Consider the following 22,376-nt stretch of genomic DNA (forward strand, 5'->3'; position numbering starts at 1 on the left):
AAGAGAGGCGACAGGGCCCTGGTAAATGTTGTGTGACAATGAAAGCCATTTTGTCCTCACTGCCCCGTTTCCGGTGGCAAATAGGACCGTGAGTCTAGATTATTTCTTTATTTCTTTATTTCTTTATTTCTGGCATGCTTTTCGCGAAGCCGATTAGCAACCTGCTCATAACTCTCCCCTGGGCGGGCGGTGTGGTCTAGCAAGTGCTTAGGGTAACCGAAGAGTGATTCTTCATCTTTAGCTTCCAAAAGGCGAGGAGGTTTCTGGTCTTTTTTGGAGCCGAATTTGAACTGTATGTGTGTGACTCGACGGCCGGTTTTACGTTGCCCCCATGTGACAGAGAGATCGCTGTGGTCATTGACGTCGTTCACTGCCGGCTCGATGACCCGTCGCTTCAGGTCGCGGATAGAGGGGTACTTGTCTTCTAGATTCAGGATGTAGCGTAGCCAGTCGATCTCCACCTCACGTTCGCCACGTCCCCGCCACTGGATCAGTAACTCATACAAGCGTACTCCGTAGCTACTGGTCATTCCCGAGACATTCTGTAGGCGGTACTGACTAAATTCCGCCGTAAGCTGACTGAGGTAGGGAATGATGTCCTTGGAAAACCTAACCTCTACAGCCCCTTCATCTTCACGGTAGAGAATACTCTGTACCCAGCGTGTCAGCAGTACACGAGGCCGGGATCCTTTGCCGTTAGGATACTCGGTGATCCGAATGGCCTGTTCCCATAGTTTTTTTGAGGCCTGTTTGAGGGCTCTATACTCATGGTTAGCTTTGAACCCCCCCATATCCGCGAGGGCGTTAGCAGTTACGGTGTAACGGACATCATCTGTGACGACCTCATCCCGTCGTACCTGAGCAATCGCTGCTAGAATCAGCTTGCTCTCGGCGACAGTGAGACTATGGGCAGCCTCAATGAGAGCATTTGATTTGACGACGAGGTCTGTACTGGAGGGATTGTTGCTCGGCATATTGGATTGGGCCTGCACTAGAGCGGATGTGTGACATTATTATAGGACATGACACATGATGGCGTCACATAATAGAGCCATTTAGTCCCAACTTTGAAAGCCATTTAGTCCCAATTTTGAAGCCATCATGTCCTATAATGACAGCCATTCCGTCCCAATTACCCGCCATAAGTATATGTTTTTAATCAACTATCAGCACGCTAAAAGGATGAAAAGGAAAAAAGGACAGAAAAGCGCGCTACGCGCTCGCCTACCCTCCGCTCGTTCCTCGCTCCGCCCCCGCTTCGCGGGCCTGAACGATGACGCGCCAAAGGCGCGGCTGACGGGCGCTCTCGAGCCGCTTCGCGGCTGCGCGCCCTGGGCGGCGCAGCCTGCCCGCTAAAGTGCCAAGCCTCGCTGGGCCGAACCCCAGCCTCGTGCGGGAACAAGGCGCTTCGCGCCTGGGTTTAGCAGGAAGGAGGTCAATCCACGCGCAGGCGGTGTCGCAAAGATCCGTGGCGCCGCCCAGGCTGAATGATATACTTGTATAGCGCCCACCCTGCCGGAGGAGAGTTCGATGCTCGCCCTACGCCTGCCCACCGAGATCGAGGAACGCCTGGAGGCCCTGGCCAAGGCCACCGGTCGCACCAAGAGCTACTACGCCCGCGAGGCGATCCTCGAGCACCTGGATGACCTCGAGGACATCTACCTGGCCGAGAAGACCCTGGAGCAGGTCCGCCGCGGCGAGATGACGACCCACAGCCTGGACGACGTGGAGCGTGAGCTTGGCCTGGCGGATTGAACTCACCGACGAGGCGGTCAAGCAGCTCAAGAAAATCGGCCATGCCGACGCCAAGCGCATTCGGGACTACCTGCGCGGGCGTCTCCAGCCGCTGGAGGACCCCCGGCAGCTGGGCAAGCCACTGACTGGCCAGCTCAGCGAGCTGTGGCGCTACCGCGTGGGTGACTACCGCCTCATCGCCAGCATCGAGGACGCGGAGATCCGTATCCTGGTGGTACGCATCGCCCACCGCAGCAAGGTCTATCGCTAAGGCCTGCCGCGGTGGCGCTCCAGAGCCTGAGTTACTCCCCCAGCGGCAGCTGGCCCTGATCCTCCTCCCGCTGTTTCGCTTTGCGGCTCTCCAGCGCCTCCATACGGGCCGCTAGGGCCTCACCCTGTACCTCGGCCTTGGTCCGACCCTTTTCGGCCTCCTGGGCGCGTTGCTGGGCGTCCTGGAGCTGCTTTTCCAGCGCAGCCAGGCGCTCACGGTACTCGTCGCGCTGTTCGGCCAGGGCCTGTTTGTGGGCCTGGGCGTCCTGTTGGCGGGCCTGCCGCTCCTCCTGGAGCGCCTTAGCGCGCTCCTCGGCCTGCTGCTGGGCGGCTTCGGTGCGGGTCTCGGCCACGGCCAGGGCGCGTTCGGCTTCGATGCGGGCCTGATCGATCTGCTTGGCCTCGCGCTGTGCCGTAATGCGCGCCTCCCGCTCCTCGTCGCGCTGCTCCTCGAGGGTGGTCACGCGGTTGCGGGCCTCGGCCAGCTGCTGTCGGGCCTCGTCGCACTGGGTTTCCAGCTCCTTCACCCGCTCGCGGAACTCAGCCACGGCGCTGCGCGCCTCGTCGCGCTCGCCAGTCACCCGATCGCGCTCGCTCTCCAGGGCCTCGACCTGGCCGCTCAGCGCCTCGACCTGCTCCTCCAGCTGCTCGCCGGTGGCCGACAGCTCATCGGCGGTGTGCTGGGCCTCCAGGGCGTCGGCCTCGGCCTCGGCGCGGGCCGCGGCGGCCTGGCGTTCCAGCTCCTCGGCCAGGGCGGCGGCCAGCTCGTCAGGCAGGCGGGCGGCGCGGCGCTCGGCCGGCGCCTGGGTGGCCCGCCAGGCCTTGAGGTGGCGATGGATGGTGTTGGGGCTGCCGGTGCCCAGCTGCTCGCGGATGCGCTGGATGCTGGGCTTCTCGCCCTGCCCCACCAGGGCGTCGGCGACGGTGGCGACCTGCTCGTAGGTGATCCCGGTGCGTGCCATATCGTACTCTCCGCGGCTGTATCGTAATTCGTATTTCATATTATATGTTATACGGTACAAAATACAATACAAAATATCACTACGATATAAAACATCCCGGCGCCGCCGCGGTTTTCGGGCGTCCAGGCACGAAAAAACCCCGCCGTAGCGGGGTTTGCGTGTCGGGCGGCTCGCCTGGTGAGGGGGAGCGGGCCGGTATCAGGGCGTCTGCTGGACCTGCTGTGCGATGCCATCACGCTCGCGGGCCAGGCGCCGCTGGCGGTTCTGGTGGGCGTGGCGCTCGATCTGCACGTAGGTGAACAGGCACACGCCGGCCATGAACAGGCCGAAGCCGGTGACCAGCCAGCCGAATGGCGTCATGGGACGTCTCCCTCCTGATTTCATCTGGGCAAAGGTGGGGCTGTCCCGATCAGGCGAAACCACCCGCCTCGATGTGGTTGAGGAACCGTAGCACGTCCTCGCCTCGGCCCTCGGCCACGAGCGCCGCCGCGGTCACGTTGCCGAGTGCGGCGATCGGGTGTGACTGGTACCACGCCCTGGCGGCGTGCCTCGATCCTGCCCAAGGCTCGATCGTTACGAGAATTCTGCCCTGCAGCGGGGTACTCATCGTGATGTGCTCCGGGTCGGTCGGATTACAGCTTAGCGCCTGGTCCGAATGTCGTGAACCACCTCACTCGCGGCAGGGCTGCTGGTTCAGCCAGCGCGATGATCCCAGGGTGTCGTCGTGACGCATCCGGGATGGGGAAGATATACCGTTAACTGACTTCGCTGCCTGAACAGCCAGGTCGTCCGACCTGGACGATATCGCTGTTGCCCTGGTGGGGGCGTCGGCCCCTCCAGTGTGGCTGACCAGCCGGTGGTGGCATCCCATGTTTTCTCGGGGCTGTCGAGGAGACTGTCGAAAACCCCCTTATAGAGAGAGTACCTCTCTATACAGGAGATTTTCATTGCCGACCCACGCCCACACCCGGCCAGCCGCAAGATTTAGCACGAGAGCCAGCCTACCCTGTCAGACACTCGACTCGCTCCGCGGTCTCTGTCTGCCAGGGGCTGGCGGGGGGCTGCGCCCCCTCGACCCCCCAACCTCGACCCCGGGGGGCACTCATGGCTGAGCCCTCCAAACGCACACCACCGCTGACCGAACGGGTGACGCTCAGGCTCCCCGCCGACACTGCCAACCAGTGGCGGCAACAGGCGAAAACCGCCGATCTAACGATCAGCGACTGGTTGCGTCGCCGTGTCGATGGTGGCCATGCGGTACCGGCCGTAAAGCCGAAACGGCAGCGGCGTCTCCGCACCCTGACTGCCGATCCCGAACTGCTTCGGCAGCTGGCTGCAATTGGTAGCAACGTGAACCAAGTCGCCCGTGTTCTGAATAGCATCGGCCTGACGCCTAGCGACCATCTGTGGCTACTCACCGAGCTGTCCGCCATTCAGCGCGAGCTGCACAGGCTTGCCGAGCTGCCCCGGTACGACCCCGATGACCAGGGCGAGGAGGGCGAGACATGCACCTGAAATTCCTCCGCCACGGCCAGGGCAGCACCGCCGGTGCGGTGCGCTATCTCCTCCAGGAACGCGACCACAACGGCAAACGCCGCGCCGAGGTCACGGTGCTGCGCGGCGATCCACACCTGGTCGCCCAGGTCGCCGATGCCAGTCCGCACCGGTGGCGCTATACCAGCGGCGTCATCGCCTGGGCGCCCGAGGACGAGCCCACCGTCGACGAGATCGCCCAGGTCCTCGGGGAGTGGGAAGCCACGGCGTTTGCGGGTCTGGAGCCCGATCAGTACGCCACCTGCGCCGTCCTGCACCGCGACGACGACGGCACCCCGCATATCCACACGATCACCGCCCGTATCGAGCTGACCACCGGGCGGGCGCTGAATGTGGCGCCCCCTGGCCATGAGCGGCTGTTCGACCCGCTACGCGACGCCTGGAACCACGACCAGGGCTGGGCACGGCCCGACGATCCTGACCGTGCACGGCTCGTGCAGCCTGGCAACGAGGCGGAGGGCCGGAGCAAGCCCGGTCGGCATCCTCGGAGCCGGATCGATATCACTGAACACCTCGAGGAGCTGGTCACAGAGGGGCTGGTGACCAACGCTGCCGAGGTGTGCGAGGCGCTGGCCGAGATTGGTGAGATTACGCGCTCAGGACGCGATTACGTCAGCGTGCGCCCGGAGGGCGCCACGCAATCTATCCGACTACGAGGAGACCTGTTCCGTGACAACTGGACCATCGAACACACCCTTGAGCGAGAGGCTCGCCGAGCGCAGACAGCAGCAGCTGGCCGAGCTGGACGACGTGACCCGGCGGCAGCTGAGCGAGCACGAGAACGCCTTGCAGCAGCAACTGAACGACGCGCGGCGTACCACCGAGGCCGCTATCAGCGACGAGACCCAGCGGCTGAGAACGATGTTGTCCGAGGCATTGGGCCAGATCGAGCGGCAGCAGACGCGGCGGCTCTCGGGCTGGGAGACGGCGCTGAGCGATTCGGAGGCGCGACAGCGGCAACAGATCGAGGGCATCGAGCAGAGGCTCGCGGACGCGGCGAACCAGGCCGAGCGGCTGGGTCGAATCGGAGGCCTGCGGAGCTGGACACGTCCGGCGGCGATCACCGCGGCCGTGATGCTGGCCGTGGGGAGCGTGACGGCGGGTGGTCTGCACCTGGCCGACCGGCTGATCGACAGCCGCGTGGAGTATCTGATAACGCTCCGCCAGGAAATTCGTCGGGCCGAGAACCTGCCCCGGCTACAGGAGGGCATGGAGATCGAGGTCCGGACGATCCAGGGCGAAAATTATCTCGTGTTGGAGGGAATAAACCCGGGGATGCGGGTGCTCACGATCGACAATGGACAAACCCCAGTGATCCCACTGACCAGAGAGGACTGAGCAGTGACAGAACTAGAAATGATGCTACTTCGGCAGTTAGAGCAACAGCAGCACGACTCCGAATCGCTGGTCAGTGGGCTATCAACCGATCTCGCGAGATTGCAGACAGCGCTGAACGCGCAGCAGGCCGAGAGCCAGGCGCTGCGTCGGGAGCTCGCGCACAGCGACCGCCAGAACGCCGAGCTGATCGAGCGTCTGACAGGGCGCGTCGACGCGCTCACGACGTTGTTGGGCGATTTGAGGATGCGATAGGGCAGGTGACAACTGCCTACGAGGCCTGGATAGCTCGCCAGCATGAGCGAGATCGGCAGGATCGCGAGCGGGAGGAGCTCGCACGAGCGAGGCGTCAACGGTCGACTGCGGTGGTCGATCCCGCACCCGCCCGCCCGGTGCCGAGGGAGTCGTCTCAGGAACCGTCCTCCTCCCCCGGGTGGGCGCCGGATCCGGGAAGAGAGGGGCCGGGGATGGGGTAGCGATGACCAGCGGCACCTACCTCGCATCTGGAAAGCAGGGCGCCGACGAGCGCTACTCGCAGGGTTATCCGGGGTACAGTTCGTCATGGCTGAGCCCCGGTTGCACCGGCTCCATAATGGTAAAAGCGGTGATATCCGCCACCCGTTTTGCCGCCATCCTGCCCTCCTGGCGAGGCCATAGCCTGACCCCGGTGAGCAGCTGCCCCACGTAGGGTGGACGATCATCGCCTGGGCTGAAGCGCGCATCCTCGAGGTACGTATTCCAGAAGCCGCCGGCGCCGAATACCCGGTACCAGCCTGCGTGCTGCGACTCGTAGCGTCGCCAGCAGCGCGTGATCACGTAGAGGCCCTCATGCGTACGGCGTGTGGTATCGGCCATTTTAGTACTCCTCCTCGAGAACCTGGGCCAAGCGCTGGCACAGCGGCTCGATCGCTTCGTTATTCGCGGGGAGATCGAGGTCGTGAAGTGCCAGCTCCACCCATTTTTCCAGCGCATCCTGGTTGCTGATCGTGATGGGCTGGCCGAGGCAGGGGGCCAGGACCAGTGCCGGGTGTTCCACGTGCAGCCTCAGCCTCTGTGTCATGGCGTGAGTGAGCCGGCGAATGGCGCGCTGCGTTTCGCAGTGATCGAAAAACGCCTGGAGGGAGGGGCTCTGGGAAAGGCTGAGCATGCGGGTCTCCTCTTTTTGATTAAAATATGCTTTATTTGAAGCCTGAAATCGACAATACAGAAGATGGAGAGAGCGTTGCAAGCCTTTTTTGTCGATTCTATGTATCATTCGATGCACAAGAGTGCGGAGCTTGATGCGTGATACGGTTTAAAATCAAAGAATTGATCGCCAAGAAAGAGTTCGTCGAGGAGCGTCGCCTCACGATCGGGGAGGTGGCCAGCGCGGCGGGCATCCACCGGATGACCCTGTCGAAGATGATCAATCAGCGTGGCTACAACACCAGCACCGAGAACCTGAGCCGGCTTTGCGGGTATTTCGATTGCCGGGTGGAGGAGTTAGTGGAGTACGTGCCTGATAGGGCGCCGAGTGAGTGATCCCGGGCCCTGTGTACCGGCCGCAATATGCGGCATCAGGTGTCGCATGCCTGTGGTAGCAGCCGTTGGCAGGGGCTGAGCGATATCGCGACCAGGAGCACCCAACTGAGGCTTGGGATTGGCTACGGCAAGACATACTCCACCAGTATCGAGAACCTGAGCCGGCTATGCGGGTATTTCGACTGCCGGGGGTGAAGTGGGCGGCGTGTGTATCGGGAATCACGACGCCGCTTATTGTTAGTTATTTGCTATCATGTGAGTTTATTTGATAGCTATTATCTACTTCATGGCGGGCTATATTCTGGCCACTATAGCCCTACGACTCAGCCCTGCACGCAGCGATTCAGTTCGCTGGCAGTCAGGGTGAGGAAACCGGCCAACGCGCCGGTTTCTTCGTTTCTAGGGATCGCATCTCGTGCAGACGGCTTTTTTCATCGACGGCTATAACGTGTTCTATGGGTTACTGGCCGGCACGCCATACAAGTGGCTTGACCTTCCCGCCTTGCTGGGAGCCGTGGTTCACGAGAATGACCCTCTGAGCCAGGTGGCCGAAATCCACTACTTCACCTCTCCGGTTCAGCCCTCCTTGGCGACGCGCGGCCGCCAGTCCAAGCAAGCTCAGGACACCTACGTCAGAGCGCTCAAGGCGCGTGGCGTCGCGGTCCACTGGGGGCGTCATCGCCTGGATCACCGCAAGGCGCCGCGTTTCGTGTCCCGAGACGTGCCCGCTTCCCGGGAAGACCAGGTGGATATCTGGAACCTGGAAGAGAAAGAGACCGACGTGCGGATCGGCATTGCAATGTATCGCATGGCCGCGAAGCACTGCTGGCGAGGCGAGTGTGATGACCAGGTGCAGCAGGTCGTGCTGGTGTCAGGGGATACGGATATGACCCCTGCGCTGGAGGCGATCCGTGAAGACTTCCCTCATCTTCGCGTCGGTATCATCGTGCCCCACCGAAATGATCGTGAGCGCAAGCCGCCTGGCTCCCTGCAGAAGCATGCTGATTGGATGCGTCGCTACATCTTGCCAGAGGAGCTTGAGGCGCATCAGTTGCCTGTGCGCGTGCATACGCGCAAGAAGCCGGCGGATAAGCCCGATTATTGGTGATGCTGCAGGAGACCCGCCAGTGAGTGACTTTCGCGATGAACGTATCGGCTTGACCCATGCCGCCCGTCTGTTGGGTGTGTCGGTCAGTGAATTGAAGGCGGCCATCCACCAAGGGACACCCTTGAGAGGGGCAGACCCGCCACAGCCCGTGGTCAGAGCCGGCGAGAACCGGGGTAACCTGCTGTTCCTGGCCGGTGACGTGATGGACTGCGCCGAGGCACTGGGGAATTCGGGACGGAACCCTTAACCCTTGCCGCTGCGGTAACCAGCCGGTAGTCACTGCTCGCAAAACCCCCTGACCGACCCGGCGCCACTGGACAGTGTTATCGCATCTGCAGTCTATGTGGGTGGTAGTTGGGACTCGCAAAACCCAGCCCAGCCCCCTGATTTCCGAAGCCGGTAGCTGATGGTCGCAAAACTCGTGGAGCGCCGGTGAGAGCCTAAGGATGGGAGTGGTAGCTGATGGTCGCAGAATCCCCCGGGGGCCGGGGATATGATCCTTGGCACCCTGACGGGCCTGGGCACGATAAGCGCCATAATCTTGCTCGTAGACCGCTGCCGGCCCCGGCTGTGCCTAAGCAACTGCCCTGTGTGTGCCGGATCAAGCTCTTCGTCGCGGCCGGAAGTGACCAGCTGCTGAGGTGCCTGGCCATCGAAGGCGGGGAGGCGGTCATGGTGAAACCAGTTGAGGGCCAGCTGCCTAGGCCACAGAGCCGGGGGAAGAGGCCTGGTGGCTCTTCCCGGATGACCAGGTGACTCCCCCCCCCCCCAGGCTACGGGTGGGGCGAATGGCTCAATGCACCTACGGTGTGGGTCCTGATATTAACCAATTCAGGTATTCATATTGACTTGACTATTTATGCTTAAATACCTGTATTTTAATGGTTTTTTTATTTTTTTGATAGTTAATCGCAATTACTCTATCTAGAAAGAGATTTTATCGTCGTTCAAAATTTCAGCATCGAAGTTTTGGAGGGCGTTTACATGTCGTTTATCAATGACTTGGTTGGCCTGTTGAGTGCCACTACTCCTGAAGTGCTCGTAGCAGCCGTGGCCTTGGCCTCGTTAGCGGTGGCTTTCCAAGCGCTCCGCGTGGTGTGCCGTCTGATAGACAGGAGGCGTGACCAATGAGTGGGTTCAGGAAGTTGCCGACCTGGTGGCTGCGGGAGGGCCAGGGTATGAAGCGGTTCAAAGGGGGAGGAGAAGCTGGAACCAGCATCGCTGCGCTGAAATGCTTGCTGGCCATCACGTTGGAATCTGATGTTGAGAATAGAGAGGCGCGGATCTCGTATAGCGCACTCATGGACTTGACGGGTCTTTCTCGCCCGATGATCGCGAGGGGGGTGAAGAGGCTAGAGGGCGAGGGGATCGTCGAGGTTCGGCGTAGTGGTCATGTGAACGTGTACCGGATCGGCTTTTCAGTGGGTGATGCCAAGTGGGCGAAGGTGCCTCGCGCTAGAGTGAAAAAAGCCCTTGTCGATATCCCAAACAAGGGAGAGGCAGCGTTAGCTGCGCTGAAGATATACATCGAACTTCTATCGATGAGATGGAACGATACCCGGGAGGTCAACGTGTCGTACGACAATCTGCGCGACCGTGTTGGTGTGCAGAGACACAGAATCCGCCCTGGACTCGACATCTTGTTCAGCCGTGTTCTGATCCATGTGAAGCAAGTCGAGGAAGAGGCCTACCTGGTTCCAGGGCAAGCACGGAACGTATACAGCATCGCAGGTGATCTGCGTATGCCGTCTTAATGGCATAGGCCAGCCATATCGGATCAGGGACGAGAATAAACGGTCAGCTGGCCCTATGTTACCCCGTAGGCTGGGGGGCGCTTCAGGGGGGCGCTTCAGGGCGGACATGATCTTTGGGCTTGAAGCGGCCTAGTTTGCTGGCTGTGAGTGGTAGCATATCGGCAAACGATAATTCGCTGTGCCAGGGAGTCCCACGCATGGATGCCGCCGTCAAACCGATCGCTGATCCCGCTGCCGTTACCGAGTTCGTTGTCCGCTGGAAGGGCAACGCCGGCAGCGAGCGCGCCAATTTCCAGTCGTTCATGCGCGACCTGTGCGGACTGCTGGACCTGCCACTGCCCGACCCTGGGAAGGGCGAGAATGCGCACAATGCTTATGTGTATGAGCTGCGTATTCCGGCGAACGTGACCGGTCATTACGGCGATCGTGACCGATCTGCTCACCGCTCTCTCGCTGGCTCTGGTTTTGTAAGCTGACCGGTCACGATGGGTCAACTTCTGCCGCTTGCGGGGCGGCGCTCTTGCGCATCGATTCTCCTCTGAGCGTCAGGCGGTGAGCGCTGTGCAGCAGCCGGTCCAGAATGGCATCGGCCACCGTCGCCGCGCCGATATAGTCGTGCCAGTGCTCAATGGGCAACTGACTGGCGATCAGCGTCGAGCCCCGGCCGTGTCGGTCCTCGATCACCTCCATCAGGTCTTGGCGCTGCGGCGCGGTCATCTTCTGCATGCCCCAGTCGTCGAGGATCAGCAGGTCGGTCTTCTGCAGCTGGCCCATCAGCCGGGCGTAGGAGCCGTCGCCCTGGGCGATGCGCAGCTGCTCGAACAGGCGCGGCACCCGGAGATAGCGCACCGAGTAGCCTTGCCGGCAGACCTGGTTGCCCAGCGCGCAGGCCAGCCAGGTCTTGCCGCACCCGGTGGGGCCGGTGATGCACAGGTTGAGTGACTGGCCGATCCACTCGCCGCTCGTCAGCGGTGCCATGCGGCCCCGCTCTAGGCCGCGGGGATGGCGGTAGTCGATGTCCTCGACGCAGGCCGTCACCCGCAGCTTGGCGGCCTTCAGCAGCCGGTCGAGGCGGCGGTTATCGCGATGCAGGACCTCTCGGTCGAGCAGCATGCCCAGGCGATCCTCGAACGGCAGGTCGTAGGTGTCCGGCTGGGTGAGCTGGTGGGCCAGTGCGTCATGCATGCCGGTCAGCTTGAGGCGGCGCAGGGTGTCGAGCAGGGGCTGGGTCATCATCGGTCGTCTCCTCGGATCAGTGGTAGTACTCGGCACCGCGCACGTTGGTGTGGGGCGGCAGGTCGTCGAGCGCCTCGGGGAGCGTCAGCATCGGCTGCTGATCCAGCCCCTGCTTGAGGATCGAGGCGATGCTGGCGTAGCGGGTGGTGGGGATCGCCAAGGCATGCGCGCAGGCCTGCTCCAGGCGGTCCTTGCCGTAGCGCCGGCTGAGCTGCAGCAGGCCCAGGCAGGCACGGTAGCCATGCTCGGGATGGGGGCGGTCCTGCAGCTGCCGCTGGGTCATCTCCAGCGTGGCGACGCCGATGCCCTTGGCCCACGCCAGGAAGCGGCTTGGCGACCAGTCGCGGTGGGCCTGATGGCGCTTGGGCATGTGCTCGGCCAGGGTCGAGAAGCGACCCGGGGCATGGCGCGGGTGCGTCGCGACCCGTTGCCCCTTGTGGAACACCTCGACCATGGCGTGGGTCAGGCGCACCTCCAGCACTTGGCCGACCAGGCTGTGCGGGACGCTGTAGAAGCGTTTGTCGAGATCGAGGTGGTAGTCGATGCCGGGCCTGGCCTTGCGCCACTCGGCGTACTCGTAGGGCGTCTCCGGCAGCGGGCGCAGCACCGGCCGGTCGATGGCTTGGAACAGGTCACGCCGGCTCTCCTCGCGGCCCTGGAAGGGTCGGTGGTTGAGATCCTCCAGGAGCTCGCGGATGGCCTGGTTCAGTGAGGCCAGCGTGAAGAAGGTGTGGTGGCGCAGGCGGGCCAGGATCCAGCGCTCCACCAGCAGCACGGCGGCCTCCGCCTTGGCCTTGTCCTTGGGCTTGTAAGGCCGCGCCGGCAGCACCGCGACCTGGTAGTGCCGCGCCATCTCGGCGTAGGTCGCGTTGAGCTGGCTCTCGTAGCGACACGCCCGCGTCACGGCGCTCTTCAGGTTGTCGGGGACGAGTAGATCGGGGACACCGCCCAGGAACTGGAAGGCGCGCTGGTGAGAGGCGATCCAGTCGGGCAGCGCCTGGCTCCAGGTGGCCTCGGCGTAGGTGTAGCTGGACGCCCCCATCACGGCGACGAACACCTGGGCATTGCGTACCTCGCCGGTGGCCTGGTTGATGATCGGTACGGTCGGGCCGCAGTAGTCGATGAACAGCTTCTCGCCGGCCCGGTGGACCTGTCGCATGCTGCGCCGCTGACGGTCACGCCAGGCGCGGTAATGGTCGCAGAACCGACTGTAGCGGTAGGCCTTGTCGCCGTGGACCTCGACGTACTCCGCCCATAGCAACTGCAGGGTCACGCCCTTGCGCTTGAGCGCCTGGTGGACCTGGAAGTAGTCCGGCGCCGTGAAGCGCAGCGGCGGGGTCTTGGCCGGGAACAGCCGCGCCTCCAGCGCGGCTTCATCGGTACCGTCAGGCAGCGGCCAACTGATGCCAGCCACCTGGGCCAGGCTGATGTACTTGCTGACCACGCCCTTGGAAAGGCCGCAGGCCCGGGCAATCTTCTCGTGGCTGAGCCCGGCGTCGTGCTTGAGGCGCAACACCTCGGTGATGGTTCGCATGGGAATCCTCGGTGCTGGCATGTCCCCCTCCAGGGGCAAAGGCAAAAGGAGGGGTATGCCGTAAAAGTCCGAATCATTCCAGCGAGTTGGGTGAGATTCCGGGAACGTGACCGCTGATTCCGAGGAAAAGGCCGAAATCGGTCACGATGAAACGGAATGGCCGGTCACGTTGGCCCGGAATGGTCGGTCACGATGGCGCGGAATACGCACTTCTCCTTGAATTCAGGGCTACAGCTGAAGCCTCTGTCCGGATGTTGGGTCAACTTTAGTATTAACAGGAAGATTCTTTTTGACAGGAATAAATAGAAAAACTAGATTGTGTATATGTAGTGAATACAGAGACTATCCTAGTGAAAGAAGGTAACAGATTGGTCAAACGGGCCTATCGCTGCGCGAAGCAGGCGATCCTATGCGGAAAATACGGTCCTGGAGAGGCGCTTTTCGAAAGCCATCTAGCCACCGACCTTGGGATGAGTCGAACGCCTGTTCGTGAAGCCCTTCAGCTGCTCGCTCGTGAGGGATTCGTTGAAGCTAATCCGGCACGTGGATATCTCGTTCCGCGATTCACAGCCGAAGATATGCGTGAGCTTTTTGAAGTACGAGAGAGCCTTGAGGGTATGGCAACACGCGCAGCTGCCTTATATGCATCAAATGCTGAGATTGAGAAACTTGAGCGGATATGCGATGAGTATGAAGCGGCTAAAAATGATGTAGACACTTGGACAAAATTAGGAGCTGAGTTTCATAGCAGGATTATTGACGCCTCTAGGAATCGACGCCTTGCCATTATTCTGGATTCACTCAAAGACCAGATTATGTTGTGTCGGCGGTCGTCTTTTCAAGGTGGTCAATATCGACGCGATGACGCGTTGCGAGAGCATCTTGCAATCCTGAATGCCATCAAATCGGGTGACGGTGATGCAGCTGAACAACATGCACGCATTCATGTGCGTCACTCGCATGAAGCCGCATTACGTTCATTCAGTCGGCACTTTGATCCTAGTTCTTTACAAAAAAACCCCTGATTTTTGAGGAGATAGACAATGGTCGAGCCAACTTCAATTCAGCTTGATAAGGGGCACATCGTTGAAGCTGCCCGGAACACACCGGTCGTTCGTAACGTCGAAGTACTAGTGTGCGGGGGTGGTGTATCCGGCGTTGGTGCTGCGCTCGGTGCGGCACGTGCCGGGGCTAAAACGATGGTACTTGAGCGAAACGCATTTCTCGGCGGCGCCGCCACTGCGGTGATCATGAACACTTGGAACGTGCCAGTAACACGCATGACGGGTGTGGCCAAGGAAATCGCCATCACTCTCGCCGAACGCGGAGCCGGCAATATAAAGGGACCGACATTTCCTTTTGACCCGGAAGCTCTAAAGGAACTCTCCGCTGAGTTGCTCAAAGACGCCGGTGTTGAGGTACTGAATTACAGTTGGGTGGTTGACTCTATCATGGAAGGCAATCGCATCAAGGGTGTGATCATCCAGAACAAGTCCGGCCGGCAGGCAATTCTAGCGAAAACCGTCGTTGATGCTACGGGTGATGCCGATATCGCAGCCGCCGCCGGCGCTGAGTACGTGCTGGGACGCGAAGAGGACAACAAGATGCGGCCCATGAGTGTGCTCTTCCGAATGGGGGGGGTAGACCTGGAAAAGGCAGTCGAATACTGTCGTAGCCAGCCCAAAGAGAATTTCACAGCTGACCCTAACTTCCATATTCTTGATCTTGATAAGGGCCTGGTGCGTATGTCCGGCTTCTTCGATATTGTCGATCGAGCGCGCGCCTCAGGCGAATTAGCTGACGAGATTCACTACCTTCGGTTCGAAGGTATCAGCGTTGAACGTGGTATTGTAACGGTGAATAATTCACGTGTTTACGGTGTAGATGGTACCAACGCGTGGGATATCTCCCGCGCCGATACCGAAGCGCGCCTGCAGAACCGTAAGCTTTATAAAGTAATCAAGGAAAACATCCCGGGCTTCGAGAACGCATTTGTTATCGATTCTTCTCCAACCGTTGGAGTGCGCGAGACGCGCCGGGTACGTGGCCCGTATATACTGCCGCAAGAAGACCTTATTGCCCAAAGTACATACCCGGACTCGGTGGTGCGGATATGGCGGCATATGAAGGCTGGCATCGACTGGCATAAAGCGGACGGCGGCGAAGGTGCACCCACCGACCCCGTATATAGAACAGCTACTACTGACTTGACTTGGTTCGAGATTCCTTGGGGCGTCTTCACGCCAAACAACGTCGAGGGTATGACGGTCAGCGGACGTGCGCTATCAGTGACACATGACGCCGACATGTGGACCCGAGGCCAGTACTGCTGCCTAGTCACGGGGCAGATCGCGGGGATATCGGCAGCACTGGCAGCGGAGAACGAACTCTCACCATCAGCATTGGACGTTGGTGACCTACAGCGCATGCTCTTTGAGCACGGCATCGATATCGGTGAAGTGAGCCAGCGCCTAGAGCTCGAGAATACCTGAAATCCTAGAGGGAACGCGAAGGCGAAAGTTGTCTCGTGATCTAATGTTTTTTAAAAGTTGGAAAGCCATATGCCTACACCTTTTCGTAATGAGGGTAAGCTGCAAACTGTGCAGCCCTTTATCCGTCTACATCCTGATGATAATGTTATTATCGCTCGTTCAGATATCATTTCGGGCGCAGTACTTTCACTTCCAGAAGCATCATTCGAAACCAGAGACCTGATTCCGTCCGGCCACAAGGTCGCAGCAAGCTCAATCAATAAGGGAGCACCGGTACGAAGATACGGGCAAATTATCGGTTTTGCATCACAGGATATTAGCGCTGGCGAACATGTGCACGGTCACAATCTCGATATGGGTGAGTTTACCCGGGAATATGACTTCTGTGCTGATGTGAATCCGGTCGAATATGTGAGTAAAGCTGCGACTTTCCGCGGCATTGTCCGGCCTGATGGGCGTGTGGCTACACGCAACTATATCGGCGTACTGACCACAGTAAACTGCTCAGCCACAGTTGCTCGTGGGATTGCGCAGCACTTCACTTCTGAGTTATTGCGTGACGTGCCGAATGTCGACGGAGTGGTGGCCCTAACCCACGGATTGGGCTGCTGTATGGACACGGGCGGCGAAGGCATGCGGGTACTTCAGCGCACCGTGGCAGGCTATGCTCGGCATGTTAACTTTTCAGGTATTCTTGTCGTCGGATTGGGTTGTGAAGCAAATCAGATTTCGACACTATTTGAGGCACAGTCGCTCTCTGAGACTTGTCAGGTGCGTTCGCTAATTATTCAGAATACTGGCGGCACATCGAAGACAATCGACAAAGGAATTGGTATCGTCAAGGATATGCTGGTGCACGCTAATAATGTAGATCGCCAGCCTGTCCCGGCAAGCCATCTTGTGCTAGGCCTTGAATGTGGCGGCTCGGACGGATACTCAGGTATTAGTGCGAACCCAGCATTGGGGGTCGCAGTAGACCTACTGGTTCGCCATGGTGGGACTGCTGTGCTTGCTGAAACACCCGAGGTTTACGGTGCTGAGCACCTGCTAACCCGCCGTGCTGTATCCCAGTCGGTGGGAGAGAAGCTGATTGAGCGCATTAGGTGGTGGGAGGATTATACCAACCGGAACCGTGGCGAGATGAACAATAATCCCACTCCTGGCAACAAGGCAGGAGGCCTAACGACCATTCTCGAAAAATCTTTGGGTGCAGTGGCGAAGAGCGGAACCACACCTTTGGTAGAAGTTTACGAATACGCAGAAAATATCACTGCAAAAGGGTTTGTTTTCATGGACACGCCAGGCTATGACCCAGTCTCTGTCACTGGGATGGTGTCGGGCGGAGCTAACATAGTCTGCTTCACCACGGGTCGTGGTTCGGCATATGGCTGCGCTCCATCACCGTCTCTTAAATTGTCTACCAACTCTGAACTCTGGGAGCGGCAGGAAGAAGATATAGACATCAACTGCGGTACCATTCTGGACGGTAAAGAGACAGTCGATGAAGCCGGGCGCAGGATATTCGAGACAATTCTTCGCATTGCTTCGGGGGAGAAAACGAAATCTGAATTGCACGGTTATGGGCAAAACGAGTTCGTTCCATGGTCCATTGGCGCTGTGATGTAGAAAAATTGATGAGTCGTCCATAAAAAAGCGCTGATTCTTAATTTTATTAAAAATAAAATGTAAAGAAACATGCTGAGCTTTCAGCGAGGAGAGATGCATGGTCAACAGCCGTAGCTATAAGGTGGGGCTCATTAGGGCAGTATGCGTTATCATGGCGACTTATTTTTTTTGGATCGCGATGACCGGGATGCCAGAGCCGATGATAGTTCGTTCTATCTTTGTAAGTTTCGTACTTTTCTTAGGATTTCTCGGAGCGGGAGTAGCTACGCAAAAAAATACTGGTAGCGTTGGCTGGTACAATTGGATATTCGCTTTCTTTGGTGCAGCATCTTCCATATATATTCATCTAGAATATGAGCGCATTTCATCTCGACTAATGCACCTTGATGAAGTAACTTTTGGGGACTGGTTCTTTGGGGTGGGAACGATTCTACTTGTCCTTGAGTTGACACGCAGAACGGCTGGAAACACTCTATTAATTATTATTCTAGCAATTGTCCTCTACACCCTTTTCGGTAACTTTCTACCTGGGACTTTTCACCACCCTGGAATTGCAATTGAATCATTATTTGAGCAATTATTTCTATCTACAAACGGTCTGTATGGTTCTCTTACCTCTCTTGCTCTGGCCGAAGTTTTCATGTTTATTATGTTCGGTGCTTTTTTGCAGGCTGCCGGCGGAATGGAGTTTTTTACTCGGGTCGCCGAGGCGGCAACTAAACGAGCCAAAGGTGGTCCAGCAAAGGCAGCTGTTCTAGGGAGTTCAATGTTCGGTGGCGTTAGTGGTAGTGGAGTCGCTAACGTTTACGCTACCGGGGCTGTGACAATCCCGCTAATGCAGCGCGCCGGATTCCGCCCCCAATTTGCGGCCGCGACAGAATCCGTTTCCTCGGCCCTTGGTCAATTGATCCCCCCCGTCATGGGAGCTGCTGCGTTCATTATTGCTCAGTATTCGCGTACTTCCTATATCGATGTCGCGACCGCTGCTCTTGTACCGGCATTTCTATACATCTTTGCGATTTACGCAGCGGTACACATGGAGACAAATAGGCTCGGTATCGGTCTCTTCCGTCGCTTCGAAAATCCGCCATCAATGATATCAACCATGCGAGATTACGGGCATCTGGTGCTGCCGCTCGCACTGCTTGTTTACCTGCTGATATTGCGCCACTCCGCTTACTTCTCGGCAACCATGGCCACGTTAGCGGTTATCGCGCTAAGTGTACTACGGCCCGCAACGCGGATGGCACCAAAGGTTCTTCTCGACGCTATTGAGACGGGCATCCGTCGTATCGTTTCTTTAACCGCGATCTTACTATCTGCTGGGCTTGCCGTTTCCGCACTTACTGCAACGGGAACCGTATTTGGTATCAGTGCAATGATCATAAACTTAGCTCAAGGACACCTGTTAGTGGCTGCTATATTGGTTGCTTCGACCACTATCCTGCTCGGCATGGGGCTGCCACCTGTAGGCGCTTTTCTCATAGCGGCTGTATTCGGTGCGCCTGCGCTTACTGAACTTGGCGTTGATCCGTTCACCGCCTACATGTTTATTTTCATGTTTTCGGTTGTTGCGTTAATCACCCCCCCAGTTTGTCTAACGAGCTTTGCTGCAGCTTCCATAGCCGAAGCGGATTTTATGAAAACAGGTGTTCAGGGGTTTTTTCTGGCCTTACCGGCATATTTAATTCCTTTCATCATTATATACGATCCAATTTATCTGAATCCTTTCGATCAAAGCCTGGAAAGCGGTTTAATGGCTCTGGCCACTGCTTTGATCGGAATCATTTCTATCGCTGGGTGCACAATTGGGCACTTCGTCACCAAGGTTCCTTGGATTCTACGCGGTGCCCTGCTGATTTCTGCCATAGTGCTTCTCTGGCCTGGACTCTTCACCGATGTCGTTGGGGCCACAGGGTTTGCCTTCATAACGATTGTCCAGCTGTTGCGAAAATCTAAACAAGAGCGAAAGGGGGGGGATGCAGCAAAAGCCATTTAACTCGACATTACATGTTTAACTTATATTTTATTTAAAGGGTGAGACCATGAATAAATATACATTGAGCACTCTGATCGGATCGTTCGCGGTGGCTACTTTTTTCACAACGCCGAGCATTGCCAGCGAAAGCTATAATATCGACGCCCACACAGGAGCTGCCGGGGGGCTTTATATGGAGCCGACCGTGGTGTGGGTAGAGCAGCTGAAAGAGGCAATTCCGGAGTTGAGTATTTCCCCGGTGCCCGGCGGATCGATGACGAATCCGATTAACGTATCGAATTCCGATACACCATGGGTCATGGGTTGGACAACTCTTCCCCTTGCACGACAATCTATGGCAGGCACTGGCGATTATGCGAGCCGTGTTCCCGACGGAATAAATAATTTGCGCGCATTATGGCGTGTCAATGCTTTAACATGGGGCGACATTGTTGCCCGCCCTGGAGTCTTACCCGACGGAGTTTCCACTCTTGGCGAGTTCCTGGATACCGAGCCGGATGTACATTGGGTATTTAAGAGCAGAGGCAGTGGCGCTGAATCGATGATGCAGAAGATATTAGACGTTTATGATCTTAGCTACGATGACCTACGGGAGTGGGGCGAAGTCTCTTTCATGGACACAGCCGATGGCGCCAGAATGCTTATTGATGGTCATGCCGACGTTTATGTGAACGCGCTTCCGATGCCGGACTCAAACATGCTAGATATAGACGCCTCCATCCCTAACCTGGAATGGATCGCCATCGATAAAGAACAGGCTGACATCCTCGCATCCGAACACGGTTACATATCGGATGAGCACCCAACTGGAGCCTATGACAGCCTCAACTCTGGCCTGCATACGGTAGCGTACGATCATGTCGTCTTCGTTCGGGAAGAAATGGAAGAAGATATCGTATACAAAATTACTAAATCCATTCTGGGAAATCCGGAGAGGACACAGGGTTTGCCCCAGCTTAGTGATTTCGATCCTGAATTGGCCGGAACACAGACGGTTTTTCCACTTCATGAAGGCGCGGAACGAGCTTACAAAGAACTTGGACTGAAGTAGTTTTTACGAAATGGCGGAATTCTGTTGGGATTGCTGATTGGCGGGTGGTGCGAACAATATACGTTGATTTTCTCGAGGCTCGAGGTGACCTCAGTAAGAGAGTTCCGCCACTAGCCTTCGTTTTCCAGGAGGAATTCGCCTAAGCTAAGAGCTAACCCCCGGATTAGCCGGGGGATACTTTAAGTTGGTCCGTTGTGATGCGGTCACAGGAAAACTTCATTCTCGGCCAAGAGATAGGAATGTCATATGTGGTTGGCTACATAAAGTAAAGCGCGATCTCGATAGTCTGACGCTTTATGGAAGGCGGTCTCAATGACCAAGTGCAACACCTGACCCATCAGGTATCATGTTGCCACGCTCCATTGCTATCGTCATCTCACTGCTGAAGACCGTCGCCGTAACCGGTCATTTCCAGGCGTCTCAGGTACCGCTTGCATTACACACCCCGTAATGGCTGGATCAGTCCCACCGAGACCTTCCACTGGCGGTTGTCTTCCGACTGTACGACGACCGTCTTGCAGTTGATCTTGATCACTCGACCGAAGACCTGACCTTCGCGGGTCGCGAAGGAGACGGCCTGTCCCAGGGTCAGACGGCTCAGTACGTCAAGCTCTTGTCGGGCACGGAGCGCGAGCGCATTTCCGCAGGCAAGAGCCTGCTGATCGTATATGAATGGGAGGGTCATCTCGAAGGCCGGCTCGGCCCGTTCGACGGCATCGGCCAACCGATCGAGCTTCGTGGAGCCTTCGCCTTGGCACTGGGCGAGGACGGCAAGTTGGCATCCTCGCTCGACTACTGGGAGCCTGAGGCATTCGCTCGCCAAGCCCATCTGGAACACACATCTTCATGAAAGGTATCGACATGAGCGACGAGGGAACGCTTTTCCGCGCGGCAATGGCACGCCTTGGCGCGGCAGTGAACGTCATCACCACCGATGGCATCGCAGGGCGCGGCGGTTTCACCGCCACCGCCGTCTGTAGCCTGAGCGACAACCCACCCAGCATTCTGGTGTGCATGAACCGAGGCAGTGCGCAGAATGCAATTTTTCGCACCAACGGCGCGCTCTGTGTCAACATCCTGGGCGAAAAGCAGAGATTCCTGGCCGACAAGTTCGCCGGCGCCACCCGCGAGGATACCGCCGCGCGGTTTGCCTCGGCACAATGGGAGGCGACCGACACGGGGGCCCCCGCACTCGCTGATTCGCTTGCCAGCATCGACACCTGGATCCGCCAGATCTTGGAAGTGGCGACCCATGACGTCATGGTCTGCGACGTCGTGCGTATCCGCATGAACGAACCGACATCCGCCCTGATCTATTTCGGCCGAGATTATCACGCCCTGCCGGTGCCGGCGGCACTGTCGTGATTCGACGCATGCTGCACGATACTCGACGGCGGACGGACGGCAAGATCACTGTCTTAGGAGTATGCAACGTCAACTACTTTGAGTGCGCCAGGCCTTGCCTGGCGCACTGCTGCGGTTATTCTATGAATCCAAGCTTTCGAGGCCGAGCCGGCTAGCTTCCTAGCCCAGTATACCGACACGATCTTGGTGGACGGCCGGCAGATGGTTATTTTCAGAAGACGGCTGCACCAGCCCATCGGGCGGACCGCTCGGTGGGCAGCGGACTTGTGAACGAGCCGTGTCAGCAATCCTATGCATGACCCCGGAATTGTTAAGAACGCTCATGTACGATACAGCCTTGTCCGGAAAACGATCGTTAGACGGCCAATCCGGACAATGTCCGAAAATAGGCTTGTTTGATGGGTTTTCGGACAATAAGATAGACGGACGAATTAACGGACAAAAGGGGCGGTCAATGGCGCTGATCGGCTATGCGCGGGTCTCGACGGCGGAGCAGGACGCCGCCTTGCAGATGGATGCGCTGCTCAAGGAAGGATGCGAGCGGATCTTTGATGACACCGTCTCCGGCGCCAAGGCGGAACGCCCCGGCCTGACGGCCGCTCTAGAGTTTCTACGTGACGGGGATGTGCTGGTCGTGTGGCGGCTGGATCGACTGGGACGCTCACTGCCGCATCTGATCGAGGTGGTCAGCACCCTGGAGGCGCGTGGTGTCGGATTCCGGTCGCTGACCGAAGCCATCGATACCACCACGCCGGGTGGGCGACTGATATTCCATGTGTTCGGTGCCCTGGGGCAGTTCGAGCGCGACCTGATCCGTGATCGCACCAAGGCGGGA

General features: G+C 58.3%; 26 protein-coding genes and 1 pseudogene. 18 read left to right on the forward strand and 9 right to left on the reverse strand.

Translation table 11 applies throughout. The features are described from left to right. Positions 1-107 precede the first annotated feature (107 nt). A complete protein-coding gene (locus CK498_RS24505; protein WP_095623472.1) occupies positions 108-974 on the reverse strand; it encodes a RepB family plasmid replication initiator protein in 867 nt (288 codons plus the stop codon). A 556-nt stretch (positions 975-1,530) separates the two neighbouring features. Here CK498_RS24505 and relB point away from each other — a divergent pair. Both relB and CK498_RS24515 read left to right on the forward strand, forming a co-directional pair. Further along, positions 1,531-1,755 (forward strand): type II toxin-antitoxin system RelB family antitoxin, encoded by a 225-nt coding sequence (gene relB / locus CK498_RS24510; RefSeq protein WP_095623473.1) that lies wholly within the window; start codon positions 1,531-1,533, stop codon positions 1,753-1,755. Then, positions 1,739-2,005, forward strand: coding sequence for a type II toxin-antitoxin system RelE family toxin (locus CK498_RS24515; protein WP_045995257.1), 267 nt, complete (start codon positions 1,739-1,741; stop codon positions 2,003-2,005). The genes relB and CK498_RS24515 overlap by 17 nt, the downstream gene beginning before the upstream one ends. 31 nt (positions 2,006-2,036) lie before the next feature. Here the strand turns inward: CK498_RS24515 and CK498_RS24520 are convergent, their stop codons facing one another. The 3 genes from CK498_RS24520 to CK498_RS24525 all read right to left on the reverse strand — a co-directional run bounded on the left by CK498_RS24520 (position 2,037) and on the right by CK498_RS24525 (position 3,573). Then, positions 2,037-2,966, reverse strand: a complete 930-nt coding sequence (locus CK498_RS24520) for a DNA-binding protein (protein ID WP_176475900.1) — start codon at positions 2,964-2,966, stop codon at positions 2,037-2,039. A gap of 198 nt (positions 2,967-3,164) precedes the next feature. Next, positions 3,165-3,326 (reverse strand): hypothetical protein, encoded by a 162-nt coding sequence (locus tag CK498_RS26295; RefSeq protein ID WP_176475901.1) that lies wholly within the window; start codon positions 3,324-3,326, stop codon positions 3,165-3,167. Positions 3,327-3,375: 49 nt separating this feature from the next. Further along, positions 3,376-3,573 carry an antitoxin Xre/MbcA/ParS toxin-binding domain-containing protein gene (locus CK498_RS24525; RefSeq protein ID WP_095623475.1) on the reverse strand — a complete coding sequence of 66 codons (198 nt, stop codon included), beginning with the start codon at positions 3,571-3,573 and terminating at the stop codon, positions 3,376-3,378. Between the two features lie 497 nt (positions 3,574-4,070). Here CK498_RS24525 and CK498_RS24530 point away from each other — a divergent pair, with 497 nt between their 5' ends. From CK498_RS24530 to CK498_RS26655, 4 genes and pseudogenes are all read left to right on the forward strand, one after another. Then, positions 4,071-4,481, forward strand: coding sequence for a MobC family plasmid mobilization relaxosome protein (locus CK498_RS24530; RefSeq protein ID WP_095623476.1), 411 nt, complete (start codon positions 4,071-4,073; stop codon positions 4,479-4,481). Further along, a pseudogene (locus tag CK498_RS26935) lies at positions 4,472-4,849 on the forward strand (relaxase/mobilization nuclease domain-containing protein); the annotation flags it as partial. The gene CK498_RS24530 and the pseudogene CK498_RS26935, both read left to right, overlap by 10 nt. Before the next feature lie 340 nt (positions 4,850-5,189). Beyond that, positions 5,190-5,858 (forward strand): hypothetical protein, encoded by a 669-nt coding sequence (locus CK498_RS26650; RefSeq protein ID WP_229359209.1) that lies wholly within the window; start codon positions 5,190-5,192, stop codon positions 5,856-5,858. A gap of 3 nt (positions 5,859-5,861) precedes the next feature. Then, entirely contained in the window at positions 5,862-6,110 is a 249-nt protein-coding gene (locus CK498_RS26655) for a hypothetical protein (protein WP_229359210.1), read from the forward strand. Positions 6,111-6,395: 285 nt separating this feature from the next. Here CK498_RS26655 and CK498_RS24545 read toward each other — a convergent pair whose 3' ends face one another. Both CK498_RS24545 and CK498_RS24550 read right to left on the reverse strand, forming a co-directional pair. Beyond that, positions 6,396-6,710, reverse strand: a complete 315-nt coding sequence (locus CK498_RS24545; protein ID WP_095623479.1) for a hypothetical protein — start codon at positions 6,708-6,710, stop codon at positions 6,396-6,398. A 1-nt stretch (position 6,711) separates the two neighbouring features. Beyond that, a complete protein-coding gene (locus CK498_RS24550) occupies positions 6,712-7,002 on the reverse strand; it encodes a hypothetical protein (RefSeq protein ID WP_095623480.1) in 291 nt (96 codons plus the stop codon). A 137-nt stretch (positions 7,003-7,139) separates the two neighbouring features. On the opposite strand from CK498_RS24550, the gene CK498_RS24555 reads away from it, so the two are divergent. The 5 genes from CK498_RS24555 (at position 7,140) to CK498_RS24575 (ending at position 10,714) form a co-directional block, all read left to right on the forward strand. Further along, positions 7,140-7,376 (forward strand): helix-turn-helix domain-containing protein, encoded by a 237-nt coding sequence (locus CK498_RS24555; RefSeq protein ID WP_095623481.1) that lies wholly within the window; start codon positions 7,140-7,142, stop codon positions 7,374-7,376. A 415-nt stretch (positions 7,377-7,791) separates the two neighbouring features. Next, positions 7,792-8,484, forward strand: coding sequence for an NYN domain-containing protein (locus CK498_RS24560; protein WP_095623482.1), 693 nt, complete (start codon positions 7,792-7,794; stop codon positions 8,482-8,484). A 19-nt stretch (positions 8,485-8,503) separates the two neighbouring features. Beyond that, on the forward strand, positions 8,504-8,731 hold the full coding sequence (locus CK498_RS24565; protein WP_095623483.1) for a hypothetical protein: 228 nt from the start codon (positions 8,504-8,506) through the stop codon (positions 8,729-8,731). 931 nt (positions 8,732-9,662) lie between these two features. Then, positions 9,663-10,238 (forward strand): winged helix-turn-helix transcriptional regulator, encoded by a 576-nt coding sequence (locus CK498_RS24570; RefSeq protein ID WP_141247017.1) that lies wholly within the window; start codon positions 9,663-9,665, stop codon positions 10,236-10,238. 197 nt (positions 10,239-10,435) lie between these two features. Further along, the gene (locus tag CK498_RS24575) at positions 10,436-10,714 is read left to right on the forward strand and encodes a hypothetical protein (protein WP_176475902.1); all 279 of its coding nucleotides are present in this window, start codon (positions 10,436-10,438) and stop codon (positions 10,712-10,714) included. 4 nt (positions 10,715-10,718) lie between these two features. On the opposite strand, the gene istB is transcribed toward CK498_RS24575, so the two are convergent. Both istB and istA read right to left on the reverse strand, forming a co-directional pair. Next, positions 10,719-11,474: an IS21-like element helper ATPase IstB gene (gene istB, locus CK498_RS24580; protein WP_095623485.1), complete on the reverse strand. Its 756-nt coding sequence runs from the start codon at positions 11,472-11,474 to the stop codon at positions 10,719-10,721. A gap of 16 nt (positions 11,475-11,490) precedes the next feature. Next, positions 11,491-13,029 carry an IS21 family transposase gene (istA, locus tag CK498_RS24585; protein ID WP_141247018.1) on the reverse strand — a complete coding sequence of 513 codons (1,539 nt, stop codon included), beginning with the start codon at positions 13,027-13,029 and terminating at the stop codon, positions 11,491-11,493. 329 nt (positions 13,030-13,358) lie between these two features. On the opposite strand from istA, the gene CK498_RS24590 reads away from it, so the two are divergent. The 5 genes from CK498_RS24590 to CK498_RS24610 all read left to right on the forward strand — a co-directional run bounded on the left by CK498_RS24590 (position 13,359) and on the right by CK498_RS24610 (position 20,176). Continuing rightward, positions 13,359-14,033, forward strand: coding sequence for a GntR family transcriptional regulator (locus tag CK498_RS24590; RefSeq protein WP_095623491.1), 675 nt, complete (start codon positions 13,359-13,361; stop codon positions 14,031-14,033). Between the two features lie 18 nt (positions 14,034-14,051). Next, entirely contained in the window at positions 14,052-15,500 is a 1,449-nt protein-coding gene (locus CK498_RS24595; protein WP_095623487.1) for an FAD-dependent oxidoreductase, read from the forward strand. Between the two features lie 69 nt (positions 15,501-15,569). Further along, on the forward strand, positions 15,570-17,126 hold the full coding sequence (locus CK498_RS24600; protein WP_217987854.1) for a UxaA family hydrolase: 1,557 nt from the start codon (positions 15,570-15,572) through the stop codon (positions 17,124-17,126). Between the two features lie 97 nt (positions 17,127-17,223). After that, positions 17,224-19,125, forward strand: coding sequence for a TRAP transporter permease (locus CK498_RS24605; protein WP_095623488.1), 1,902 nt, complete (start codon positions 17,224-17,226; stop codon positions 19,123-19,125). 46 nt (positions 19,126-19,171) lie between these two features. Next, positions 19,172-20,176 carry a TAXI family TRAP transporter solute-binding subunit gene (locus tag CK498_RS24610; protein ID WP_095623489.1) on the forward strand — a complete coding sequence of 335 codons (1,005 nt, stop codon included), beginning with the start codon at positions 19,172-19,174 and terminating at the stop codon, positions 20,174-20,176. Between the two features lie 436 nt (positions 20,177-20,612). Here CK498_RS24610 and CK498_RS24615 read toward each other — a convergent pair whose 3' ends face one another. Beyond that, on the reverse strand, positions 20,613-20,900 hold the full coding sequence (locus CK498_RS24615; protein WP_217987855.1) for a transposase: 288 nt from the start codon (positions 20,898-20,900) through the stop codon (positions 20,613-20,615). A 122-nt stretch (positions 20,901-21,022) separates the two neighbouring features. On the opposite strand from CK498_RS24615, the gene CK498_RS24620 reads away from it, so the two are divergent. Beyond that, positions 21,023-21,541: a flavin reductase gene (locus tag CK498_RS24620; protein WP_217987856.1), complete on the forward strand. Its 519-nt coding sequence runs from the start codon at positions 21,023-21,025 to the stop codon at positions 21,539-21,541. 454 nt (positions 21,542-21,995) lie between these two features. Beyond that, a partial coding sequence (locus CK498_RS24625) for a recombinase family protein (RefSeq protein ID WP_095623490.1) occupies positions 21,996-22,376 on the forward strand: 381 nt, incomplete at its 3' end.

Source organism: Halomonas salipaludis (genome assembly GCF_002286975.1).
Classification (GTDB): domain Bacteria; phylum Pseudomonadota; class Gammaproteobacteria; order Pseudomonadales; family Halomonadaceae; genus Franzmannia; species Franzmannia salipaludis.

Excerpts from the sequence above, each read along its gene's own strand:
- CK498_RS24505 (WP_095623472.1), bottom strand. The coding sequence starts at position 974 with ATGCCGAGCAACAATCCCTCCAGTACAGACCTCGTCGTCAAATCAAAT.
- relB (WP_095623473.1), top strand. The coding sequence starts at position 1,531 with ATGCTCGCCCTACGCCTGCCCACCGAGATCGAGGAACGCCTGGAGGCC.
- CK498_RS24520 (WP_176475900.1), bottom strand. The coding sequence starts at position 2,966 with ATGGCACGCACCGGGATCACCTACGAGCAGGTCGCCACCGTCGCCGAC.
- CK498_RS26295 (WP_176475901.1), bottom strand. The coding sequence starts at position 3,326 with ATGACGCCATTCGGCTGGCTGGTCACCGGCTTCGGCCTGTTCATGGCC.
- CK498_RS24525 (WP_095623475.1), bottom strand. The coding sequence starts at position 3,573 with ATGAGTACCCCGCTGCAGGGCAGAATTCTCGTAACGATCGAGCCTTGG.
- CK498_RS24530 (WP_095623476.1), top strand. The coding sequence starts at position 4,071 with ATGGCTGAGCCCTCCAAACGCACACCACCGCTGACCGAACGGGTGACG.
- CK498_RS24545 (WP_095623479.1), bottom strand. The coding sequence starts at position 6,710 with ATGGCCGATACCACACGCCGTACGCATGAGGGCCTCTACGTGATCACG.
- CK498_RS24550 (WP_095623480.1), bottom strand. The coding sequence starts at position 7,002 with ATGCTCAGCCTTTCCCAGAGCCCCTCCCTCCAGGCGTTTTTCGATCAC.
- CK498_RS24570 (WP_141247017.1), top strand. The coding sequence starts at position 9,663 with ATGAAGCGGTTCAAAGGGGGAGGAGAAGCTGGAACCAGCATCGCTGCG.
- CK498_RS24575 (WP_176475902.1), top strand. The coding sequence starts at position 10,436 with ATGGATGCCGCCGTCAAACCGATCGCTGATCCCGCTGCCGTTACCGAG.
- istB (WP_095623485.1), bottom strand. The coding sequence starts at position 11,474 with ATGATGACCCAGCCCCTGCTCGACACCCTGCGCCGCCTCAAGCTGACC.
- istA (WP_141247018.1), bottom strand. The coding sequence starts at position 13,029 with ATGCCAGCACCGAGGATTCCCATGCGAACCATCACCGAGGTGTTGCGC.
- CK498_RS24595 (WP_095623487.1), top strand. The coding sequence starts at position 14,052 with ATGGTCGAGCCAACTTCAATTCAGCTTGATAAGGGGCACATCGTTGAA.
- CK498_RS24600 (WP_217987854.1), top strand. The coding sequence starts at position 15,570 with ATGCCTACACCTTTTCGTAATGAGGGTAAGCTGCAAACTGTGCAGCCC.
- CK498_RS24605 (WP_095623488.1), top strand. The coding sequence starts at position 17,224 with ATGGTCAACAGCCGTAGCTATAAGGTGGGGCTCATTAGGGCAGTATGC.
- CK498_RS24610 (WP_095623489.1), top strand. The coding sequence starts at position 19,172 with ATGAATAAATATACATTGAGCACTCTGATCGGATCGTTCGCGGTGGCT.
- CK498_RS24620 (WP_217987856.1), top strand. The coding sequence starts at position 21,023 with ATGAAAGGTATCGACATGAGCGACGAGGGAACGCTTTTCCGCGCGGCA.